The organism is Tardiphaga robiniae (assembly GCF_001618955.1).
GTDB lineage: Bacteria > Pseudomonadota > Alphaproteobacteria > Rhizobiales > Xanthobacteraceae > Tardiphaga > Tardiphaga robiniae_A.
Window position 1 is genome coordinate 707,662 of record NZ_LVYV01000001.1, and the last position, 19,601, is coordinate 727,262.

Annotated in this window: 14 protein-coding genes; 4 read left to right on the forward strand and 10 right to left on the reverse strand. The window is 61.6% G+C overall.

The genetic code is table 11. From position 1 onward, the window contains the following. Position 1 precedes the first annotated feature (1 nt). Complete coding sequence (locus A4A58_RS03355; protein WP_068729761.1) at positions 2-820, reverse strand: chromate resistance protein ChrB domain-containing protein; 819 nt, start codon at positions 818-820, stop codon at positions 2-4. Positions 821-964: 144 nt separating this feature from the next. Then, entirely contained in the window at positions 965-2,374 is a 1,410-nt protein-coding gene (locus A4A58_RS03360) for an MFS transporter (RefSeq protein ID WP_068729762.1), read from the reverse strand. A 278-nt stretch (positions 2,375-2,652) separates the two neighbouring features. On the opposite strand from A4A58_RS03360, the gene sthA reads away from it, so the two are divergent. Further along, on the forward strand, positions 2,653-4,047 hold the full coding sequence (sthA, locus tag A4A58_RS03365) for a Si-specific NAD(P)(+) transhydrogenase (RefSeq protein ID WP_068730424.1): 1,395 nt from the start codon (positions 2,653-2,655) through the stop codon (positions 4,045-4,047). Between the two features lie 76 nt (positions 4,048-4,123). On the opposite strand, the gene A4A58_RS03370 is transcribed toward sthA, so the two are convergent. From A4A58_RS03370 to htpX, 4 genes are all read right to left on the reverse strand, one after another. Then, positions 4,124-4,861, reverse strand: coding sequence for a cupin domain-containing protein (locus A4A58_RS03370; protein ID WP_081421733.1), 738 nt, complete (start codon positions 4,859-4,861; stop codon positions 4,124-4,126). A gap of 105 nt (positions 4,862-4,966) precedes the next feature. Beyond that, on the reverse strand, positions 4,967-5,389 hold the full coding sequence (locus A4A58_RS03375; protein WP_068729764.1) for a hypothetical protein: 423 nt from the start codon (positions 5,387-5,389) through the stop codon (positions 4,967-4,969). A gap of 186 nt (positions 5,390-5,575) precedes the next feature. Then, on the reverse strand, positions 5,576-6,655 hold the full coding sequence (locus tag A4A58_RS03380; RefSeq protein WP_068729766.1) for a DUF4892 domain-containing protein: 1,080 nt from the start codon (positions 6,653-6,655) through the stop codon (positions 5,576-5,578). Between the two features lie 158 nt (positions 6,656-6,813). Beyond that, entirely contained in the window at positions 6,814-7,746 is a 933-nt protein-coding gene (htpX, locus tag A4A58_RS03385) for a zinc metalloprotease HtpX (RefSeq protein ID WP_068729768.1), read from the reverse strand. 182 nt (positions 7,747-7,928) lie between these two features. Between htpX and A4A58_RS03390 the strand changes: the two genes are divergently transcribed. Continuing rightward, entirely contained in the window at positions 7,929-9,155 is a 1,227-nt protein-coding gene (locus tag A4A58_RS03390) for an LLM class flavin-dependent oxidoreductase (RefSeq protein WP_068729770.1), read from the forward strand. A gap of 49 nt (positions 9,156-9,204) precedes the next feature. On the opposite strand, the gene A4A58_RS03395 is transcribed toward A4A58_RS03390, so the two are convergent. The 3 genes from A4A58_RS03395 to A4A58_RS03405 form a co-directional block, all read right to left on the reverse strand. Continuing rightward, the gene (locus A4A58_RS03395) at positions 9,205-10,008 is read right to left on the reverse strand and encodes a DUF4886 domain-containing protein (RefSeq protein WP_244499680.1); all 804 of its coding nucleotides are present in this window, start codon (positions 10,006-10,008) and stop codon (positions 9,205-9,207) included. 403 nt (positions 10,009-10,411) lie between these two features. Continuing rightward, positions 10,412-10,921 carry a cupin domain-containing protein gene (locus A4A58_RS03400; RefSeq protein WP_068729774.1) on the reverse strand — a complete coding sequence of 170 codons (510 nt, stop codon included), beginning with the start codon at positions 10,919-10,921 and terminating at the stop codon, positions 10,412-10,414. 18 nt (positions 10,922-10,939) lie between these two features. Next, positions 10,940-11,782: an SDR family NAD(P)-dependent oxidoreductase gene (locus tag A4A58_RS03405; RefSeq protein ID WP_068729776.1), complete on the reverse strand. Its 843-nt coding sequence runs from the start codon at positions 11,780-11,782 to the stop codon at positions 10,940-10,942. A 252-nt stretch (positions 11,783-12,034) separates the two neighbouring features. Here A4A58_RS03405 and A4A58_RS03410 point away from each other — a divergent pair, with 252 nt between their 5' ends. Beyond that, positions 12,035-13,723, forward strand: coding sequence for a methyl-accepting chemotaxis protein (locus tag A4A58_RS03410; RefSeq protein WP_068730426.1), 1,689 nt, complete (start codon positions 12,035-12,037; stop codon positions 13,721-13,723). A gap of 44 nt (positions 13,724-13,767) precedes the next feature. Here the strand turns inward: A4A58_RS03410 and A4A58_RS03415 are convergent, their stop codons facing one another. Next, on the reverse strand, positions 13,768-14,568 hold the full coding sequence (locus tag A4A58_RS03415) for a transglutaminase-like cysteine peptidase (protein WP_081421680.1): 801 nt from the start codon (positions 14,566-14,568) through the stop codon (positions 13,768-13,770). Positions 14,569-15,013: 445 nt separating this feature from the next. Here A4A58_RS03415 and A4A58_RS03420 point away from each other — a divergent pair, with 445 nt between their 5' ends. Next, positions 15,014-19,558 (forward strand): cadherin-like domain-containing protein, encoded by a 4,545-nt coding sequence (locus A4A58_RS03420; RefSeq protein WP_068729778.1) that lies wholly within the window; start codon positions 15,014-15,016, stop codon positions 19,556-19,558. The last annotated feature ends 43 nt before the right edge of the window (positions 19,559-19,601 follow it).

The window sequence follows — 19,601 nt, forward strand, 5'->3', positions numbered from 1 at the left end:
CTCAAGCTTTCGTCTTTGCTGTCGGCCAGTTGTGGGTTTCGGTGCTGGCATCGCGGCACCAACGATAGAACGCATCGTACAGACCCAGTCCAGCCTCAAGCTGCTCGAGATCGTCGGCATACATCCGCGACAGGCCGAGTGACGCCGCCAGCAGGCCCGGCGCTTCCGGGGCGAGATCGAGCCGCGCTGTATCCGCCGCGCGGACAATGGTAGCCAGCCGTAGCAACGGCGGCGTTGCGAGGCCGAATTCCTCGATCATCACATCGAAGGTACAGAGCTCGCCGCGATGGCTCCAGAACACGCCTTCGATATCGAAGGGCGCAGCATCAAATTTCTCGCCGACGGCCGAGACCTCCGACGGCGCAACGAACATGAACAGCGCCGCCGGATCGATGAAACGCCGGATCAGCCAAGGACAGGCTATGCGGTCGATCTTTGGGCGTTCGCGCGTCACCCACAGGGTGCGGCCCTGCGTGTTTTGCGGCGGCAACTTGCCGGTGGGAACTCGCGGCAGGCCTGCACTCTCCCATCCGAGGTACCCACCTTCCAGAACCTCTGCCGGGATACCGGCATCGCGCAGCAGCGCGGCAACGCCGTGACTGAGCTTGAGACCTTTCTGGCAGATCACCATGGCGGACCGACCGCGCAGCGCCGCGGCCCAACCATTCACGTCGCCGAATGGCCGCCGGACCGAACCTGGCAGGAGAAACGGCGACAGGGCGAAATCCTCGTCGGCGCGGACATCGACGAGCGCGGGACATTTCGGCGTCCCGATCAGGCGAACGAGTTTTTCAACGGAAATGCTGTTAATCGATGACATGGCGCGTCCTTGCAGGAATGCGGGACGCGATACTTGGGCATGTCGCCTCGTGGGGAGATCGCTTTGTCCCCATGCCGCAATATCAAGCCATCGCGATTGACCTGTCAAGGCGCGTGCTGGACAGTCAAACGCCGTGCTGGAATTCTATGCGGCGCCCGCGCGGCGCATCCATAGCAGAAAGCCCGCACAGGCGGCGACCGACAACACGCACAATGCGAAGCTTGCGAGCAGCGCGGTGACTGCCGGTGCGGCGGATTGCACCGCGAAATAGACCGCGCCGATCGCAGCAACGCCGGCTGCGTTGGCGATTTGCGTCGTGGTGCCGTACATGCCCGAGCTGGCTCCCGCGCTCGACGTCTGCACGGTCGACAGCACGGCACTGGACAGCGGCGCCATGACCAGACCTTGGCCGTAACCGAACACGGCAAGCGGCACCGCCAGCAGCGATGCAGACGACACGTTGACGGCCAGCACCGTTGCAGCCAGCGCGGCGAGACCGATGACCTGCACCACACACCCCTCGATCAGCACCAGCGTGCCACGATGGCGTGACCGCATGCCGCTGTGACGCGATGCGACAACGAAGGCCAGCGCCAGCGGTACGAAAACGAGACCGGCCCGCAGCGGCGGAATATGCAGCGCGTTCTGCATGAACAACGTCATCACCAGGTAAAATGACAGATTGGCAAAGAAGAAAAAGAACACCGCGCACAGCCCGCGCATGAAAGCAGCATCCGCGAGCAACGCCAGATCGATCAGCGGCATGCCACCGCGCAGCGCGACGCGGCGCTCCAGCCTGACGAAGCCGGCGATCACTGCCGCGCCCGTAGCCATCGCCAGCCACACAGACGGCGCCCAGTGCAATTCGTGCCCGAACAGCAGTGGGCCGATCAGACCGAGCAATCCGGCGAACAGCACCAGCGCGCCCGGTATATCCAGCCGCGTGTCTGGACGGTGGGGAACGGATGGCATCAGCCGCCACGCAGCCGCCATGATAACAAGCCCCACCGGTACATTGACGAAGAACACCGCACGCCAGCCGAGGCCTGCAAGGTCCATCGTCACCAGCAGGCCACCGAGCAGAAAGCCCGCAGCGCCGGCAAGGCCAAGCACGGTGCCGTAAACAGCGAAGGCGCGGGCTCGGGCTTCGTCCACAAACAGCACATGGATCGTGGCCAGCACCTGCGGCACCATCAGCGCCGCAGTGGCGCCCTGTGCCAGCCGCGCCAGAATCAGCTCCGGTCCGGATTGCGCGAGCCCGCACCACAGTGACGTCAGGGTGAAGCCGAGCACGCCGGCGAGAAAGGTGTTCCTGGTGCCGTAGATGTCACCGAGCCGGCCGCCGGTGATCACCAGCGTCGCGTATCCGATCAGATAGACCGCAATCACGGCCTCGATCTGCGCCGCGCTGGCACGAAGCTCGACCGCGATGGTTGGGATCGCGACATTGACGATGAAGGCATCGACCCCAAACATGAACTGCGCCGCAACGACGATCGCCAGCACCCACCAGCGGCGCGCGGAGTCGACGGGATTGGCAACGATCTGGTGCATGGAAGCGCCTCGCTCAACGGTTCGGCCTGAAGCAGCCGTCCACTTTGATCCCAGCTTCCAGTCATCGCGTCGATTACCTCGGAGGTAGCTTTATTCAATTGAACTCTCCCGTCGGAATTGGTGGCGCGTTGACCGCAGGCCCGGCTTCGCAGGTCGATCTCCCCGTCCAAGTCACACCGAATTTGCATTCCTCGTGCAGGAAGATACCGCCCGTGGCCCGATTGCTGCATGGCGAAGCGATTGCATATGCCGGCCCTTCCGGTTTCGAGGCCTCTTCGATGTATGACTACGACATGATCGTGATCGGCTCCGGCCCCTCTGGCCGGCGCGCGGCCGTCCAGTTCGCCAAGCTCGGCAAGTCGGTGCTGGTGGTGGAGAAGGGCCGACGGGTCGGCGGCGTCTCGGTCCATACCGGCACCATTCCATCGAAGACTCTGCGCGAGACCGTGCTCAACCTGTCCGGCTGGCGCGAGCGAGGCTTCTACGGCCGCTCCTATCGGGTGAAACAGGACATCGAGGCCCACGACCTGATTGTGCGGCTGCAGAAGACACTCGACCACGAGGTTGAAGTGCTGGAGCATCAGTTCAGCCGCAACGCGGTGCGCACAGCGCTTGGCGAGGCGCGTTTCACCGGACCGCACCAGATCGAGATCGCCAACGAGAAGAACGAGATCAAGAATGTCACCGCCGGCCATGTCCTGATTGCCTGCGGCACCCGCCCGTTTCGGCCGGAGTATGTGCCGTTCGACAACAAGACAGTGTTCGACAGCGACGAGATCATCGACCTGCCGAAACTGCCGCGCAGCCTCGCGGTGATCGGCGCCGGCGTGATCGGCGTCGAATATGCCACCATCTTCAGCGCGCTCGATGTCGCCGTGACCCTGATCGAGCCGCGGCCGACATTTCTCGATTTCATCGACAAGGAGCTGATCGACGAATTCATGCATGAGCTGCGCGACCGCAATGTCGCGCTGCGGCTCGGCTCCAAGGTCAATGCGATCGAGCAGAACGCACATGGCCAGATCGTCACCCGGCTCGCTGACGGCCGCAACGTCACGTCGGAGATGCTGCTGTTCGCCGCCGGACGCGTCGGCGCCACCGACCGGCTCAATCTCGATGCCGCCGGCATCGCCGTCGATCATCGTGGCCGCATCGCCGTCGATCCCGTGACGCTGCAGACGAGCGTGCCGCATATCTATGCGGCGGGCGATGTCATCGGCTTTCCTTCACTGGCCTCCACATCCATGGAACAGGGCCGCGTTGCCGCCTGCCACGCGCTCGGGATGGAGCCGCTGGCGCCCCCGGAGTTCTTCCCCTACGGCATCTATTCGGTGCCGGAGATTTCCACAACCGGCCTCACCGAAGAGGAAGTCCGCCAGAAGGGCATTCCCTATGAGGTCGGCGTCGCGCGCTTTCGCGAGACCTCGCGCGGCCATATCATGGGCCTGGATAGCGGCATGATGAAGATGATCTTCTCCACCAAGACCCGCCGCCTGCTCGGCGTGCATATTCTGGGCGAAGGCGCGACCGAGCTGATCCATATCGGCCAGGCCGTGCTCAATCTCAAAGGCACGATCGACTACTTCATCCAGAACACGTTCAACTATCCGACTCTGGCGGAGGCCTACAAGATCGCCGGGCTGGATGCATGGAACAGGATGACGGCGCGGTAACTCTTTGTCATTCCGGAGGACGGTCTCGACGCAGCCGAGAGCGCGAGCCCGGAATGATGGAGGCAGCCCCACTCTCCTAGCTGCGCTTGCCACCAATCGAGATGAACGCCATGAGACAGGGCTCCGGCAACGGATTGCGCCAGCGATGGCGTGTCCCGTTCTGCACGACGCAATCGCCCTGACGCAAGTGGACTTTCTGTCCGTCGTCCAGCTCCAGCGTCATCTCGCCGCGAACCACGACCCCGTAATCGATCGTATCCGACGTGTGCATGCCTGGCGCATCGTGCTCGAAATGATCCCCCATACCCGGGACCTTGTCCGACAATTCGCGCAGCCCGCTTTCCATTGTGACGCCGGGCGGCGGCTTCCAGCCTTCGGGGCGTCTGGGCGGATAGGAGATCAGCCGAAACACCGTTCCGCCCGGGCCGGGAAACGCTTTCGTCCCTTTCAGCATCGGGTCCGGCTCCAGACCGGTAAGTCCGGGCACTCCCTCGGTCATGTAGAGTTCGTAGAATGTCAGACCGGGATTGGCATCGATCTCCACGACCTTGGACGTAACATCGAACGACTTGAACACCGACTTGCCGGCACCATCGCGGCCGGTCACGACCCGCTTGGGCGGTGGCAGCTCGCTCGCATCTTTCGCATCCGAGCTTTGCGGTATCGCGGCCAAAGCGCCGCCACCGGCGATGGCGGAGAGTGCCTGGAGCAGCTGACGCCGATCTCGACCTTCAAATGGTTCACAAGAACACGCGCCGGCATCCGGGGATTTGGACTTGTGTCGGGACAACCAGCGCCAAGAGAATTTGCTCATCTGCATTCTCCATCGCGACGTATCATCGGCGCGTCACTCTCCAACACGCGTCGAACAGCCAGCGGATACCGCAAGCACGCTCACCGCGTCTTTTCGCAAGCCTGCTCAAGTTGACATGACATAGGGGATGCTCCCCACGACCACGGCAAGCTGGAATGCGTTCGACAGCATGCCGCCCCAATGCATCCGTCGGAGCCGGCGCACGGCCTCGGCATCACCGGCGTCTCGTGCGCTCATCTGACTATCCATCCGCCGCAAGAACCAGCCCCGCGCCCAGATCGCAAAAGCCGCGATCAAGCCGATGCCGATGGTGAAAACCAGTCGACCAGCCAGTGCAAAGGCCATTGTGGCGATGACACCGGCGATAGCGACCATCAGGAAATAAGAGCGGAACAGGCCCCGCAGTAATTGAGTCACTTCCGGGATATCCAGCCTCACCAGCAGAAAGGCCGGTGACGACAGCAGAAAGAAGCCCATCGAGAAAATCAGAAGGACCATAGAGGCCAAGGCGACGGCATCGGGCGTCATGTAATTACCCTTCTATCTGTCCGGGCAACAACCTTTCCATCAACTTCCGATACCAATATCCCCGTGGGCCTCTTCGACACTATTGGGCTTTGGTCGAATCCGCAGAGATATCTCGCCCCCAACAGAACAGCGCCTATCAGGAGGACCTGACACCGGCGAGCCTACCCAGTCCAACATCCGTTGCGATCAGTTCAGCTTAACGACTTCCACACGCCGGTTCTTGGCGCGGCCATCATCTGCATCGTTCGATGCTGCAGGCGCGAGCATTCCGACGCCGGCTGCACGCAGGCGCCTGCCATCGGCGCGGAAGCTCGTGGTGAGCGCCGCCACAACCGACTCCGCACGGCGGCGCGACAGATCGAGATTGTAGTCATAGGCGCCCTGATTGTCGGTGTGACCAACGATCAACACGGCCAGTTTGGGATCGGATGACAGAAGCCCTGCAATCTCCTGCAGCGTCGGCGATGATTCCGGCTTCAGGTCAGCCTTGCCCGTATCGAAAAATATCCCATACAGCGCAACGCGGCCGGTAGAGCCGATGGTCTTCGCCATCTCGTCGGCTTTCACGACAACCATCTTCTGCTCGCGCGGCTTCGGCTCGACGACATGGATGACGGCGACCGTGCGCTCGTTGAAGGCCTTGCAGTACAGGTCGTCCTTCATGAGATAGGTCTGCACGGTGACATAGGCCTCACCGCCAGCTTGCGGGATCCTGGCAGCGAAGAAGCGCTGGTCATCGAGATGGGACGCCATGGCGCATTTGCCGTTGGAGAAATCACCGTCTTTCAACTGCGCCTCAGTGACGAAATACATCAGCAGGCTCATATCGCCGCCGCCGCCCGCGGCCGAGCGCGTCGGATCGCCGCCGCAGTCATCAATCTTGCAGCTATAGAGCACCTCGCCGCCGGCTACCTTCACCACATCCTGATAGTTTCGCAGCACTTCGAGGGGCGAACGATTGGCCGGCAGCAGATAGGTGATGCGCGTCCGCGCGCCCTCGACCTCGAGAACTTTGCCGGGCTTGTAGACCTGATTGTTCATGCGATCGCGGTCGCTATCGCCCGTCTTTTCGAGCTTCGACAGCGGGATGGTGAAGTCAGTGAAGGCGAGGCGCTCGTAGCTGATGATGAAGGAACCGTCATAGCGCTTCAGCAGCGCACTATCTCGGGCACCGGGAATATCCTTATTGGGAATCGTCGCATCGGCCTGTGCCGCACACGTACCGAACAGAACAAACAAGCCGATCGTTAGAATGCGTCCGAGCATGAGTCATGCGTCCCCGTTTCAGGAGCGCACACGATGACGATTTGGGATATGGAAACAAGCGGACTAAAGCGCAGCGAATAGCCGCGCAGCCATGTCCGGCTTTCATTGAACCGGACGGTGCTGCGCGGCGACCAAACTTGTTAAGTCAAAGCGGGTTGTTAGCCCCACGGACCGCGGCGCGGCTGACTGCCGCCGTTCCACGGGCCGGTTGCTTGAGGCGCGGAACGCGTCGGCACCTGCGAGTGTGCCCCCATCTGCCCCGCGAGCTGCTGCAGCGCTGCGATTCGATTCTGCGTCGCCGGATGCGTCGTGAACAGATTGTCCATGGCACGACCCGACAACGGATTGATGATGAACATATGCGCTGTCGCCGGCGCGCGCTCGGCATCCTCGTTCGGAATCTGATGCGCGGCGTTGTCGATCTTGGCCAGCGCCGAAGCGAGCCACATCGGCTGGCCGCAAATACGCGCGCCCATCTCGTCGGCGGCATATTCGCGCGTCCGGCTGATCGCCATCTGCACCAGCATGGCCGCAAGCGGCGCCAGGATCATCAGCGCGATCTGGCCGATCATGCCCGGGCCATTATTGTTCCGGTTGCCGCCGAAGAACATGCCGAACTGGGCGATCATCGAGATCGCACCGGCGATGGTGGCGGTGATGGTCATCAGCAGCGTGTCGTGATGCTTGATATGCGCAAGCTCATGCGCCACCACGCCGGCGAGTTCTTCGCGCGTGAGCTGCTGCATCAGGCCGGTGGTCACGGCGACAGCGGCGTTCTCCGGATTCCGGCCGGTGGCGAAAGCGTTCGGCTGCGGATTGTCCATGATGTAGATCTTGGGCATCGGCAGGCCGGCATTGTGGGCGAGCTCGCCGACCATGCGATACAAGTCCGGCGCGTTACGTGCATCAACCGGCTGGGCGCCGTGCATCGACAGCACCGCGCGGTCCGAATTCCAGTAAGCGAACATGTTCATGCCGGCGGCGACCACCAGCGCGATCATCGCACCCGACGCGCCGCCCATGAGATAGCCGACGCCCATGAACAGGGCGGTCATGCCGGCCAGCAGAATCGCGGTCTTGAAGTAGCTCATTTGTCCTCCTGCCCGCCTGCGGGAAACGCTACGGTGCAGGCATCAAATGGTGATCCGCCCGATCGTTCCGCAAGACGGCATTGTGCGGCAGCGCGTCGCGGCCATGCAGTGGACTGCATTGAATGCCGCGACATGCGGCCATAGGCTGCGCGCGACGAAAAACATTACAAAGAGGAAACACTATGGCTCGCGTGAAGTTCGGCGCCTTTCTCGCACCGCATCATCCGATCGGCGAACATCCGATGCTGCAGTTCCGCAGGGACCTCGATCTCGTCGAGCAGCTCGATGCGCTCGGCTACGACGAATTCTGGTGCGGCGAGCATCATTCGTCGGGCTGGGAGATGATCGCCTCGCCGGAGATGTTCCTCGCCGCGGCAGGCGAACGCACCAAGCGCATTCGCCTGGGGACCGGCGTGATCTCGCTGCCCTATCATCATCCCTACAATGTCGCGCAGCGCATGGTGCAGCTGGATCACATGACCGGCGGCCGCGCGATCTTCGGCTCCGGGCCGGGCGCGCTCGCCTCCGACGCGCATACACTCGGCATCGACCCGATGACCCAGCGCGACCGCCAGGACGAAGCCATCTCCATCATCCGCCGTCTGTTCAACGGTGAGCGCGTCACCGCAAAGAGCGACTGGTTCACCATGAACGACGCTGCGCTGCAGATCCTGCCGCTGCAGGAGGAGATGCCGTTCGTGGTGGCGTCGCAGATCTCCCCGTCGGGCATGACGCTGGCCGGCAAATACGGCATCGGCATCATCTCGCTGGGCTCGATGTCGACGCAGGGATTGATGGCACTGCCGACGCAATGGGGCTTTGCGGAGGACGCAGCGAAGAAACACGGCACCACGGTGGATCGCGCCAACTGGCGCGTGCTGCTGTCCTGGCACATCGCCGAGACCCGCGAACAGGCGGCGCGCGAGGCCGGCCCCGGCCTGATGCGCTGGCACAACGAATACAATGTCGGCACGCTGCAGCGGCCGGGCCTGCAGCTCTTCACCTCACCGGAAGACGCGGTCGAGAAGACCGCAGGTGGCGAGAGCGCGGCCTCGACCATCGGCACGCCCGACGACCTCATCAAGACCATCAAGAACCTGATACAGATCTCCGGCGGCGTCGGCACCATCATCGGCTTCGTGCATGACTGGGCCAATCCGGAGAACACACGGCGCAGCTGGGACATGGTGGCTCGCTACGTGGTGCCGGAGATCAACGGCTACATCGCATCACTGCGCAAGTCGCAGCAATTCGTCATCGAGAACCGCGAGGTGTTCGAGCGCGCCGGACAGGCCGTGATGGCCAAGATCATGGCCAACGAGAAAGCAGCGGCGGCGCTGCCGCTGACGGGACCCGGACGCGTGGCGATCCCGCTGGTGAATGCGCCGGATCTGCAGAAGAAGGGGTAGTTAGAAGTCATGGCCGGGACAAGCCCGGCCATGACGGAGAATGTGGCGCTCACTTCCCGTAATAGTCCTGCACTGTTTCCCACGCCGCCGTCTGCAGCATCTTCGCAGTCGCTTCATCGAGACCCGCGAGATACGGATTGCCCACCGGCGAGCGGCCCGTCAGCGCGGTGAAGACCACGCAGGACGCAAGGTATGTGCCTGCCATGCTCGGATGACGCCTGTCGGGCTGGTACAGATTGAGCTCGGGCTGCTTCGCGCGCATCCTGGCAAACGCCAGACCTGCCGGAATCACCAAGGCATTATTGTCATTGCCGGCGACCGTATAGGCCTTGGCCAGTTGCTGCGTCATCTCCGGCTTGTCTTCATAGGCCCAGGACATGAAGAAGACCGGTTTTGCGCCGTGCGCCCTGACGATGTCCGCATCCTTCTTCGCATATTCAGTAAAGACCGACTTCAGCTTGGGATGGATCGGGCACTGGCTGCAATCCATCATGATCGCAGCATCGAACAGCCGCTCGCGCTTGTTGAAGATGATGTTGTTATTGTCGTCGAAGGAATAGGACGCGATGGCGTTGGGTCGGAAATAACTCTCGACATCGTGCCATTCGAAGCCGGAGCCGCCGATCGTCACCGAGGTCGCCTGATAGCTCGTCCTGTTGGCGGGATCGGCGGCACGCACCATCGCCAGCACGTGGCTATGCATGCTGTTGTTGAAATAGAAGAAGCTGTTGCCGATGAATATCTCGGTCTTCGGAAAATCGGGCCCCAGCGACGTGACCTTGGGTTTGGTCTGCGCTTGCACCGCAACGGGTGCACTGGCCATGGCAGCAAGGGTCGCCACAGCAACGAGCATGACTCGTAAAGTTCTGGACATGGAATGTCTCCCGGTTCTTATTATATGCGTATCGATAGCATAGGACGGTGTGGATTGCGCCGGCCCTGATCGCGGGAGGCAGACAACGCCATGCCCCATGACCTTGATCTCCTTGAGCTCGTTTCCCATGACCTCGATCCCCTGATCCTTGATCTCCTGGAATGGATCGCGCGCGAACCCAGATCCTATGCCGACGTGCTCGATGCATGGCGGACATCGTGCCCACGACTGACGGTGTGGGAAGACTGCATCGACCGTGGATTCGCGACGCGCCTGCACATCGCCGAACATAGTTCCGTTGTTCGAGTGACGGCCGCAGGTTTGTCCTTTCTGCAACGGCATGGACGCGTCATGCCAAAGACGCCAACCTTCGTGACCGCAACTAGTCCAGCGGCATCGTAAGCTGCGCGCCTTCGTCGGCCACAAATACTGCGATCAGCTCGGCCGGCTCCGTCGTGCTCGCATTGGCCGAGACGAGATGCGTCGAGCCCGGCGGCTCGAAGAATGACTGCCCAACCTTGAAGATTTCGACCGGCCCACCGCCGAGCTGCGAGCGAATCTCACCCTTGGTAATGTAGGCTGTCACCGTGCCGGAATGACGATGCGACGCGCTGAAGCCGCCGGGGCCATAGGACACGCGCACAATGGTCACGCGCTTGCCCGGCACATTCGGCAGCGCATGCGACGTGATCAGTTCCACCGCATCGCCGGGATTGGCGCTGGAGCCATTGTTGACGGCGCAGAGCGGCGCAAGAACAGTCGACAACGCGTCCATCGTCGCCGGAAGTGCCTTGCCCAAGGCGATCGCACACATCAGTCCTGCGGCAACGGCAACAGACACATACCGGGCTTCAGGCAGCCGCGGTGCGATCGCATCGCATGTGATGGACATTCTTCGCTCCCCTGCCCGTCAGCCATTGTCCTGGCCGAACGCCTTGCGCATCGCGACATAGCCCTGCTGCTGCTGGCTCCAGTTGCGACCGCCCGTGACGCCGCCATCGACCACCAGATCGTTGCCGTTGACGAAAGACGACTCGTCGCTGGCGAGGAAGACGGCGGCATGGGCGATGTCGTCCGGCAGACCAGCGCGCGGGATCGGCTGTGCAGCCTTGAACACCTCGCGCATCTGCGCCGGCGTCTGCTCGGCTGCTTCCACCGATAGTCCCAGCGCCTTGCCGAAGATGCCGGTCGCAATGGCACCGGGCGAGATGCTGTTGACGCGCACGCCGCTCTCGCCGAGCTCCATCGCCACGCATTTGGTCAAATGGATGACCGCGGCCTTGGCGGCGCCATAGACCACCGAGGACGAATAGCCGGCGAGCCGGCCGGCAATACTGCCATTGTTGATGATGCTGCCCGAGCCTTGCTTCTTCATATGCGGGGCGGCGTGTTTCATGCCGAGCATGACGCTGCGCACGAGTGTCGCCATCGCCGCATCGAAACGATCGACGTCGAGGCCCTCGATACCGCCGGTCTGCGCAGGACCGCCGGCATTGTTGAACAGGCAATCGATGCGGCCGAATTTCTCGACCGCGTGGCCGATCAGTGCGCTCATCTGCGCTTCATCGGTGACGTCGGTCTGACGGAAACTGCAATTTGCGCCGAGCCTCGAAGCAAGCGCATTGCCTTCCGGCGCACGACGCCCGGCAATCACGACTTTCGCACCCTGCTCGATGAAAATTTCCGCTGTACGGAACCCGATACCGCTCGTCGCACCGGTGATGACGGCAACCTTGTTGTCGAGACGCCCCATGTCGTTTCCCTAATTATTTGTTTTTGTAGTTCGCATTTGACGCCGCGGAGGCGCCCCGGTGCAAGGCGTATTTTAAGCAGGCAACCACGCGCAGTGCACTGAAATTGCGGGCGAAGTCGCTCCACTTCCAATACGTGACCCAATTCGCGGCGCCGTTATCACGATTAAGGAAGTTCTAATCGGCACATGCATATTGTGCAGCATTGTACCGCCATCGCTGCATGGCTCGCGACGTTGCTGGAGATATTTGCCGTGAAGCTGCTCAATAACCTGCCGATTTCTGCAAAGCTCGGACTTCTGGTTGGTGTTACCCTGCTGGGCCTCTGCTTGGCAGGCGTGCAGGCAACCCGTCTGGTCAGCATGGAGATGCGCGCGTCGCGCATGGAGCAGGTTCGCGCCATCGTCGATACCGCGCGCAACATGGCGCTCGGCCTGCAGAAGCAGGTGACTGCCGGCGAGATGACCAAGGATGCTGCCATCCAGGAATTCATCAAGCGCGCGCGCACGATGACCTACGACAACGGCAACGGTTACGTCTTCGCCTATGACATGAACGGCATCGCGCTGGCCACGCCAGATCCCAAGCAGTTTGGCACCAACCGCCTGGACGTTGTCGTTAATGGCCGCTCCCTGACCCGCGAATTGCGCGATGGCGTTGCCGCCAAGGGCGATGTCACGCTGTACTACGAATACATGAAGCCCGGCACGACCGAACCTATTCGCAAGTTCTCCTACGCCGTGGCGATTCCCGACTGGAACATATTCGCCGGTACGGGCGCCTATCTGGACGACCTCGATACCAAGATGACGCCGATCATCTGGTCACTGGCGACAGCGATCCTCGGTATCGCTGTTATTGCCGGCCTGATCGCCTGGTTCATCGCCCGCAGCATCACGAAGCCGCTGAGCCAGCTCGGCACCCGTATGCGGGACCTCGCTGACGGCAAGCTGGAAGCCGAGATCCCCGGCGCCAGCCGTCGCGACGAGATCGGTGCGATGGCCACGACGGTGCAAGTGTTCAAGGACAATGCGATCCGCATGCACGGCCTCGAGCAGGAAGAGGTCGCCGTCCAGCAGCGCGTCGCTGCAGAACGCAAGTCAGCCATGAACAGCCTTGCCGATGGATTCGAGCAAAGCGTCAACGGCGTCGTGAAATCGGTTGCGACGTCCGCGGCCGGAATGCAGGCCACCGCATCGTCCATGACCAATACCGCAAGCGAAACCACCGATCGCGTCGCCAGCGTCAGCATGGCGTCCGAGAAAGCACTGAACAACGTACAGACCGTTGCCGCTGCAGCGGAAGAACTGACCGCGTCCGTCGAGGAGATCTCGCGGCAGGTCGCGCAATCGACCGAGATCGCGCGGCAGGCCGTCGGCGAAGCAGACCGAACGAACGCAACGGTTCAACTCCTGTCCGGCGCAGCCGAGAAGATCGGCGTTGTGGTTCAGCTGATCGACACCATTGCAGCACAGACCAACCTGCTGGCGCTCAATGCCACCATCGAGGCCGCCCGTGCGGGCGATGCGGGGCGCGGCTTCGCGGTCGTCGCGTCGGAGGTGAAGGCCTTGGCAACCCAGACTGCCAAGGCGACGGAGGAAATCTCGGCGCAGGTCGCCAGCATGCAGTCGACAACCGGCGATGCCGTCTCGGCGATCGGCAATATCAGTGCGACCATCGAGAAGATGAGCGAGATTTCGATGGCGATCTCATCAGCCGTCGAGGAGCAAGGCGCTGCGACCCGCGAAATCGCCCGCAATATTCAGGCAGCGGCCACTGGCTCCAGCGAAATCGCTACCAATATCGGCAGCGTCAACGCAGCAGCTTCCGCCACGGGACAGGCGGCCGGCCAGGTTCTCAACGGCGCGCGCGAACTCGACGGGCAGGCCAGCATGCTGCAATCGGCGGTGACGGACTTCCTGACCAAGGTTCGCGCGGCCTAAATCAGGCGGCCGACTGAAGCTTCGACCGATACGGGCCGTTCCGCTTACAGCGCGGGGCGGCCCGATACCCTTTTGGCACTGTATGCCAGCGTGGTCAGAGCTGCTTCATCCGCAACGGGACGCTGCGTAGCTGCCAGCAGCGGCGCATCGACATATTGCCGGATGCCGTTGTGATCCATTACGAAGAGCGGCCTGGTGTTCTTCATGTTGACGTCCTCGACCATCGCCATGCGACGGTTGTCGAGCATGAACCAGCGGCCATCGAGACGGGCTGCCGCAACGGCGTGGTCTTCCTGGCGCAGCGTGTCGCGCAGGATCACGATCCGCAGATCCTCGGCCGCAACGCCAGCGGCACGTAATGCGGTGAACTTGGCGATGGCATAATCCTCGCAATCGCCGGCGCCAGTGGCGAGCAGTGCCAGCGGCGAGCGCCAGACATCCGTTGCGCCATAGAGCACAAGATCATCACCGGGCCGAACCGCCAGATTGATAGCGCGATTGACCTCGCCCATGCGGGCGCGACCGTCGCGGGCGCTGGCATCGCCAACGATATCCAGAAACTTCGCTGCCTCAGGCGAGCAGCGGACGGGCGTTTCGGCACAAAGCTCGAGCGCAAGCTGCTCGTCGTCCTGCTCGCGTTCCACCCCGCGCCATTTGGCTTTGAGCTCGCCTTCCGGCAGCGCCGATGTGGCGAGGCCAAACGGCTCCGCAGGCCGGTCGACAGCGCCGATCGCCTGGTCGGGAAAGGCCGTTCCGGCCAGGAGATCAGCGGGTGCCGCGAAAATCGCCAGCCCCAAGACCAGCACAGACGCGCAGCGCACCCGCGCAAAAGCAGAAGTCCACATTATAGACGCCCCGTCTGTCCGGGCATCGGCAAGCAGGGCTGCTCGCACGTGACCGGATCATTTGTGGGGCTATCTTGAGGCGGGGAATTTTCGACGGAATTAAAAGGGGTTAGCCGGGTCGACGAAGTTCGCGGACAGGCTGAAGGGGGGCTAACCGGCTCGACGACAATTTTATCGAAATGCCCGAAAAGCCCCTGGTAGAGGACTATATTACCTCAGACATTCGTTCCGGCGGCGTCGAGTTCCGTAATCGGAACACAGACCGAACGCGGAACATCGTTAATGAAAATTTACTATATAGATCAGTGATATCCGAACGATTTCACAAAGAAGCCGATAGCTTGAAAACGTGATGCGCAGACGTCCACTATCGCATTGCACCCCGCGGTGGTATGCATGCCTCGGAAATTAGCCAATTAATAACCATAATCATGCGCGGTAGAAATTGAACTACGCGGGTACATTCGAATTTTCGCAATCTAGCGATGCGCCGACCGAACCGGCGGCTGGCAGCGTTGGTATTGGCCATACGTTTTCCGCCCATACAGCCGGTTCCACAATTGTCGTGCAGGATGCCAACCTGCTGTTCTCCGGCGACTACAAGCGCTCCGGCGTCGATCTCGTACTGTCCAAGGACGGGCACGAACACGTTGTCTCCGACTATTTCAAGGGTTCGCTGCGCGCAGCTCTGTCGTCGCCCGATGGCGCACAGCTATCCGGCGACCTCGTCACCGCCCTTGTTGGCGAAGTGCAGGTCGCCCAGCTCGGCGGCGGCGCCAATGCCGCCGCGCAAGTCATTGGTACTGTTAGCAAGCTAGCCGGCAGCGCGACTGCCATCCGCAATGGCGTCTCTGTGATGCTCAATGTCGGCGATCAGGTGCAGAAGGGCGACGTTGTCCAGGCCGGCGGGGACTCATCGCTGACCCTGACTTTCGTCGATGGCACCGTGTTCGGCCTCTCGGCCAACGCACGCATGGTACTGAACGAGATGGTCTACGATCCCAATGGATCGTCGAACTCATCCCTGCTCAGCCTCGTGCAGGGCACGATCACCTTTGTTGCCGGCGAAACTGCCAAGCATGGCAACATGCGCGTCGACACGCCGGTTGCCACGATGGGCATCCGCGGCACTGCCGTGCTGGTCGAAATCGGTTTCGAAGTGCCGGGTCAAGGCAGCGCACCGCCGGTGAAATTCCAGGTTCTGGTCGAGCCCAACGGCGTGACCGGCTCTTATGTGCTGTATAGCAAGACAAGCGGCCAGGTCATCGGCACCGTCAATACGGCCGGTCAGGTCACCAGCGTGCTCGGCAATGGCGATACATCCACAGGCATCGCCGATCCGCTGACGCCGATGGCCCAGGCGATCATCCAGCAGACGCTGCAGCAGTATTTTCCGAACTATGTTCCGAACGCCAATCCGCGCAGCAATGGCTCGGGCGGCGGATCGTCGCCTGGCGATCCCAATTCGGGTACCAGTCCGGACCCGCTGAAATTCATGCCGCCAGATACGTTGCCGGGCCAGCCCTTCCAGGTTCCAATCAACCTGCCAGGCGACTCCCCGACTACGCCGCCGATCAACGTCACGATCACGCGCTTCAACACTGCACCGATCGTCACCGTTGCGCCGGTTGTCGTGACGCTGCCGGTCGACAAGACCAGCTTTGAAATCAAGGATCAGGTCCAGATCACCGATCCCGACAGTGGTGATGTGGCAACCCCCTATGTGCCGGGCACGGCGCATATCATTTCGGCGAGCGGCCCGAGCGGCACGCCCACGTCGCTTGACCTCAAAGCGCTGGTCACCGTCGATCCACAAACCGGTCATGTCAGTTACGATCCGGCGGCGTTCAAGTTCCTCGCCGCGGGACAACAGGCCGTCTACACGATCGGCTTCAGCAGTCAGTCCGGCCCCGACACGACGCAGCAGACACTGACGTTCACGGTCGATGGCACCAATGACGCGCCCGTCGTTGCATCTGTGCTGACAGACGCCGCAACGCAGAGCAATACCACCCAGAGCTTCGATTTGCTCGCCGGCGCGTCCGATGCCGATCTCGGTGAAACGGCGACGTTGACCGTGAGTAATGTGAAGTTCTCACTGAACAATGGCGCGCCGACCAACACCCATGCCGGCGTGACACTCAACGGCACCACGTTGGAAATCGGTTCGAACGCATTTGCCTATCTCGGCGAGGGCGAGACCGAGACCCTCAAGGTCACCTATAATGTCATCGATGCCCACGGCGCGAGCGTGGCGCAGACCGAGACGATTACGATCACGGGTGTCAACGACGCGCCGACGATCACCGGCACATCGATCGAGGTCGTCCTCGGCGGCGTAACGGTACTGAGCGATACAAGCTTCACAGTTAGCGATCCGGACGGAACGACAGACTTCACTTTCACGGTGAGCAACGTCACCGGCGGTGCATTCGAAGTGTGGACCGGCACCGAGTGGGTGCCGGCGACGAGTTCCGTGTTTCAGCTCCTGAGTGTAACCAGCGAGACGGGCACCTCCGAGACCTCCTACACTTTCACGAGCGAACAGCTCGCCCAGCATCATGTCCGCTTCGTCAGCGACGGCAGCACGAGCCAGCCCACCTTTACGGTGCAGGTGGACGATGGCGGCAGCCACAACAATCTCAGCGAACCTTACGACGGCACGGTCGTGCCCGGTGAAAACCACGCGCCGGTTGTCGAGGGTGATGTCGCGCTCACGGCCATCGCGGAAGACCACTGTCTGGTCATCACAGAAGCGCAGCTGCTGGCAAATGCCACAGATCTCGACGGCCAGACGCTGCACGTGACCTGCCTCAAGATTGCGAGCGGTTGCGGAACGCTGACATCGAATGAGGATGGCACCTGGACCTTTACGCCCGCCGCCGATTTTAACGGGCCTATATCGTTCACTTACGAAATTTCCGACGGTGTGACGTCGGTTGCCAGCAGCGCCGCGCTGGACGTTACGCCCGTCAACGATAAGCCTACCGGAGAGGTCACGATCGCCGGCACGTTCCAGGAAGGCGAGACGATCACCGCCCAGGCTGGCGACGTGGCCGATGTCGATGGACTGGGAACGTTTCACTACCAATGGCAGCGCTCCGGCCCAAATGGACCGGTCGCTATTTCCGGGGCCACGGATAGCAGCTATGTCCTGACTGCCGCGGACGTCGGCCTGACAATCTCCGTTGTCATCAGCTACACCGACGGCGACGGGACCGCCGAAGCGATTACCAGTTCCGCAACCGACACGATCATTGCCGCGCCGCCGCCTCACGGAGCGTCAAATTATTGGACTGGCGCCGCCAACGACAACGACTGGAACACGCCCGGCAACTGGTCGCTCGGGATTGTTCCGACGGCAGACGAGATCGTCTATATCAATACGGGGACCGTTACCTTCAATCTCAATGGCCTGCTGGAAATTGCCGGGCTTCACATCGGAGCCCTGGCCGAGCTCGATTTGACCGGCACCGGAACGCTGAATGTCACCGGCACACTGGTGAACGACGGCGATATCCAGCTCACACCGGGCACGACACTCGAAGTCAATGGTATCGTGCAGAACACCGGCACGCTGCTGGTCGATGATCACGCGGCCGGCGCGACCCTGCTGATCCACGGTACGGTCACGCTCGATGGCGAAGGCACCGTGACGCTCGACGGAAGCGCCGACCGGATCACCGGTGACTCCCTGCATTCGAAACTTGTCAATGCCGACAACACGATCAACGGCTATGGCCAGCTCGGCGCCGGCAAGCTCAGCATCGTCAATGAATGCGACGGCAAGATCATCGCATCCGACTGCTCGCACGCACTGATCATCGACACCGGCAAGGGCAGTCTGATCAATTTCGGTATCATCGCGTCGATGGCCACCGGCGGTCTCGAAATCAAGGGCGATCTGGTCAATTACGGGACCATCGAAGCCTATGCTGGCCTGTTCGAGATCGGCGGCAATGTCACCGGTCACGGCACCGCAAAAATCAGCGGTGGCACGCTGGAATTCGGCGGCTGGTCGGACGCCAATGTGACCTTCTCCGGCATCAGCAGCGACGAACTGATTCTCGATCGCGGATCTCATTTCGTCGGAACCGTCTCCGGTCTGTCCTACGGCGACTCGATCGAATTGCAGGGCATCTCGCCCTGGCAGCTCTGGTTCGACCAGCACAACGGCGTCGTCGATGTCCATTACGGCTGGGGCAAGAACGACTATTTCACGCTGACCGATCCAGGCGTACTGAAACATCTCGACATCGACTCCGACCATCACGGTGGCACCGAGATGACCTGGAGCAATGACGCGCCCGACATCGATACGTCATCGGCTGAGCTGTCCAAGCCCCACGACGGCTATTTCAAGATTTCCGACGTGTTCGTGTCGGACAAAGATTGGTCCAGCGGTGAGAACTATCAGCTGGACATCAACGGCACGGTGGTGAAGTCGGGATCACTGTCCTCCATAGACCATTACCTCGAAGACGGTTTCACCTTCAAACCAACCAATTCGGACACGCCTCAAGCCACCGTTGCAGTCACCGTCACTGACGGATTCGGCGCTAGCGAACATGTCAATTTCATCTTCAATACGGCGCCTCTCCAGCCCAATACGCAGGTGTCACTGAACGGCACGGATGGAAAGGACGTCATCTTCGCAACGGCCAACAAAGATACGCTGACCGGTGGCCATGGCTCGGATCAATTCGTCTTCGGGTCGCATAGCGGATCGATCGATCGGGATATCGTCACGGACTTCGAGGTCGGCATCGACAAGATCGTGCTCGACCACATTCGTGGTGTGCCCAATCTTTCAGGCGCCTTCGGCGATTTGAAGCTGACCCTTTGGGAACTGTCCGGTGGAATCGAGCAAAAGGGAAACAATACCCTGATCCATCTCGATGGCGGTGACACGCTGCAACTCAATAACGTGCACATGTCCCAGCTGCACGCCAGCGACTTCATCGTCCACCCCTATTCCAACGTGGCATAACGCGGCACCGTTAACCGTCCCGCGGACAGCACCTGCACAAGTC

What these genes read in the sequence shown, in the direction of transcription:
- A4A58_RS03400 (WP_068729774.1), bottom strand. Translation starts at nt 10,921, where the DNA reads ATGTCCATCACATGCGATGCGATCGCACCGCGGCTGCCTGAAGCCCGG.
- A4A58_RS03390 (WP_068729770.1), top strand. Translation starts at nt 7,929, where the DNA reads ATGGCTCGCGTGAAGTTCGGCGCCTTTCTCGCACCGCATCATCCGATC.
- A4A58_RS03360 (WP_068729762.1), bottom strand. Translation starts at nt 2,374, where the DNA reads ATGCACCAGATCGTTGCCAATCCCGTCGACTCCGCGCGCCGCTGGTGG.
- A4A58_RS03370 (WP_081421733.1), bottom strand. Translation starts at nt 4,861, where the DNA reads ATGAGCAAATTCTCTTGGCGCTGGTTGTCCCGACACAAGTCCAAATCC.
- A4A58_RS03355 (WP_068729761.1), bottom strand. Translation starts at nt 820, where the DNA reads ATGTCATCGATTAACAGCATTTCCGTTGAAAAACTCGTTCGCCTGATC.
- htpX (WP_068729768.1), bottom strand. Translation starts at nt 7,746, where the DNA reads ATGAGCTACTTCAAGACCGCGATTCTGCTGGCCGGCATGACCGCCCTG.
- A4A58_RS03415 (WP_081421680.1), bottom strand. Translation starts at nt 14,568, where the DNA reads ATGTGGACTTCTGCTTTTGCGCGGGTGCGCTGCGCGTCTGTGCTGGTC.
- sthA (WP_068730424.1), top strand. Translation starts at nt 2,653, where the DNA reads ATGTATGACTACGACATGATCGTGATCGGCTCCGGCCCCTCTGGCCGG.
- A4A58_RS03380 (WP_068729766.1), bottom strand. Translation starts at nt 6,655, where the DNA reads ATGCTCGGACGCATTCTAACGATCGGCTTGTTTGTTCTGTTCGGTACG.
- A4A58_RS03395 (WP_244499680.1), bottom strand. Translation starts at nt 10,008, where the DNA reads ATGCTCGTTGCTGTGGCGACCCTTGCTGCCATGGCCAGTGCACCCGTT.
- A4A58_RS03405 (WP_068729776.1), bottom strand. Translation starts at nt 11,782, where the DNA reads ATGGGGCGTCTCGACAACAAGGTTGCCGTCATCACCGGTGCGACGAGC.
- A4A58_RS03375 (WP_068729764.1), bottom strand. Translation starts at nt 5,389, where the DNA reads ATGACGCCCGATGCCGTCGCCTTGGCCTCTATGGTCCTTCTGATTTTC.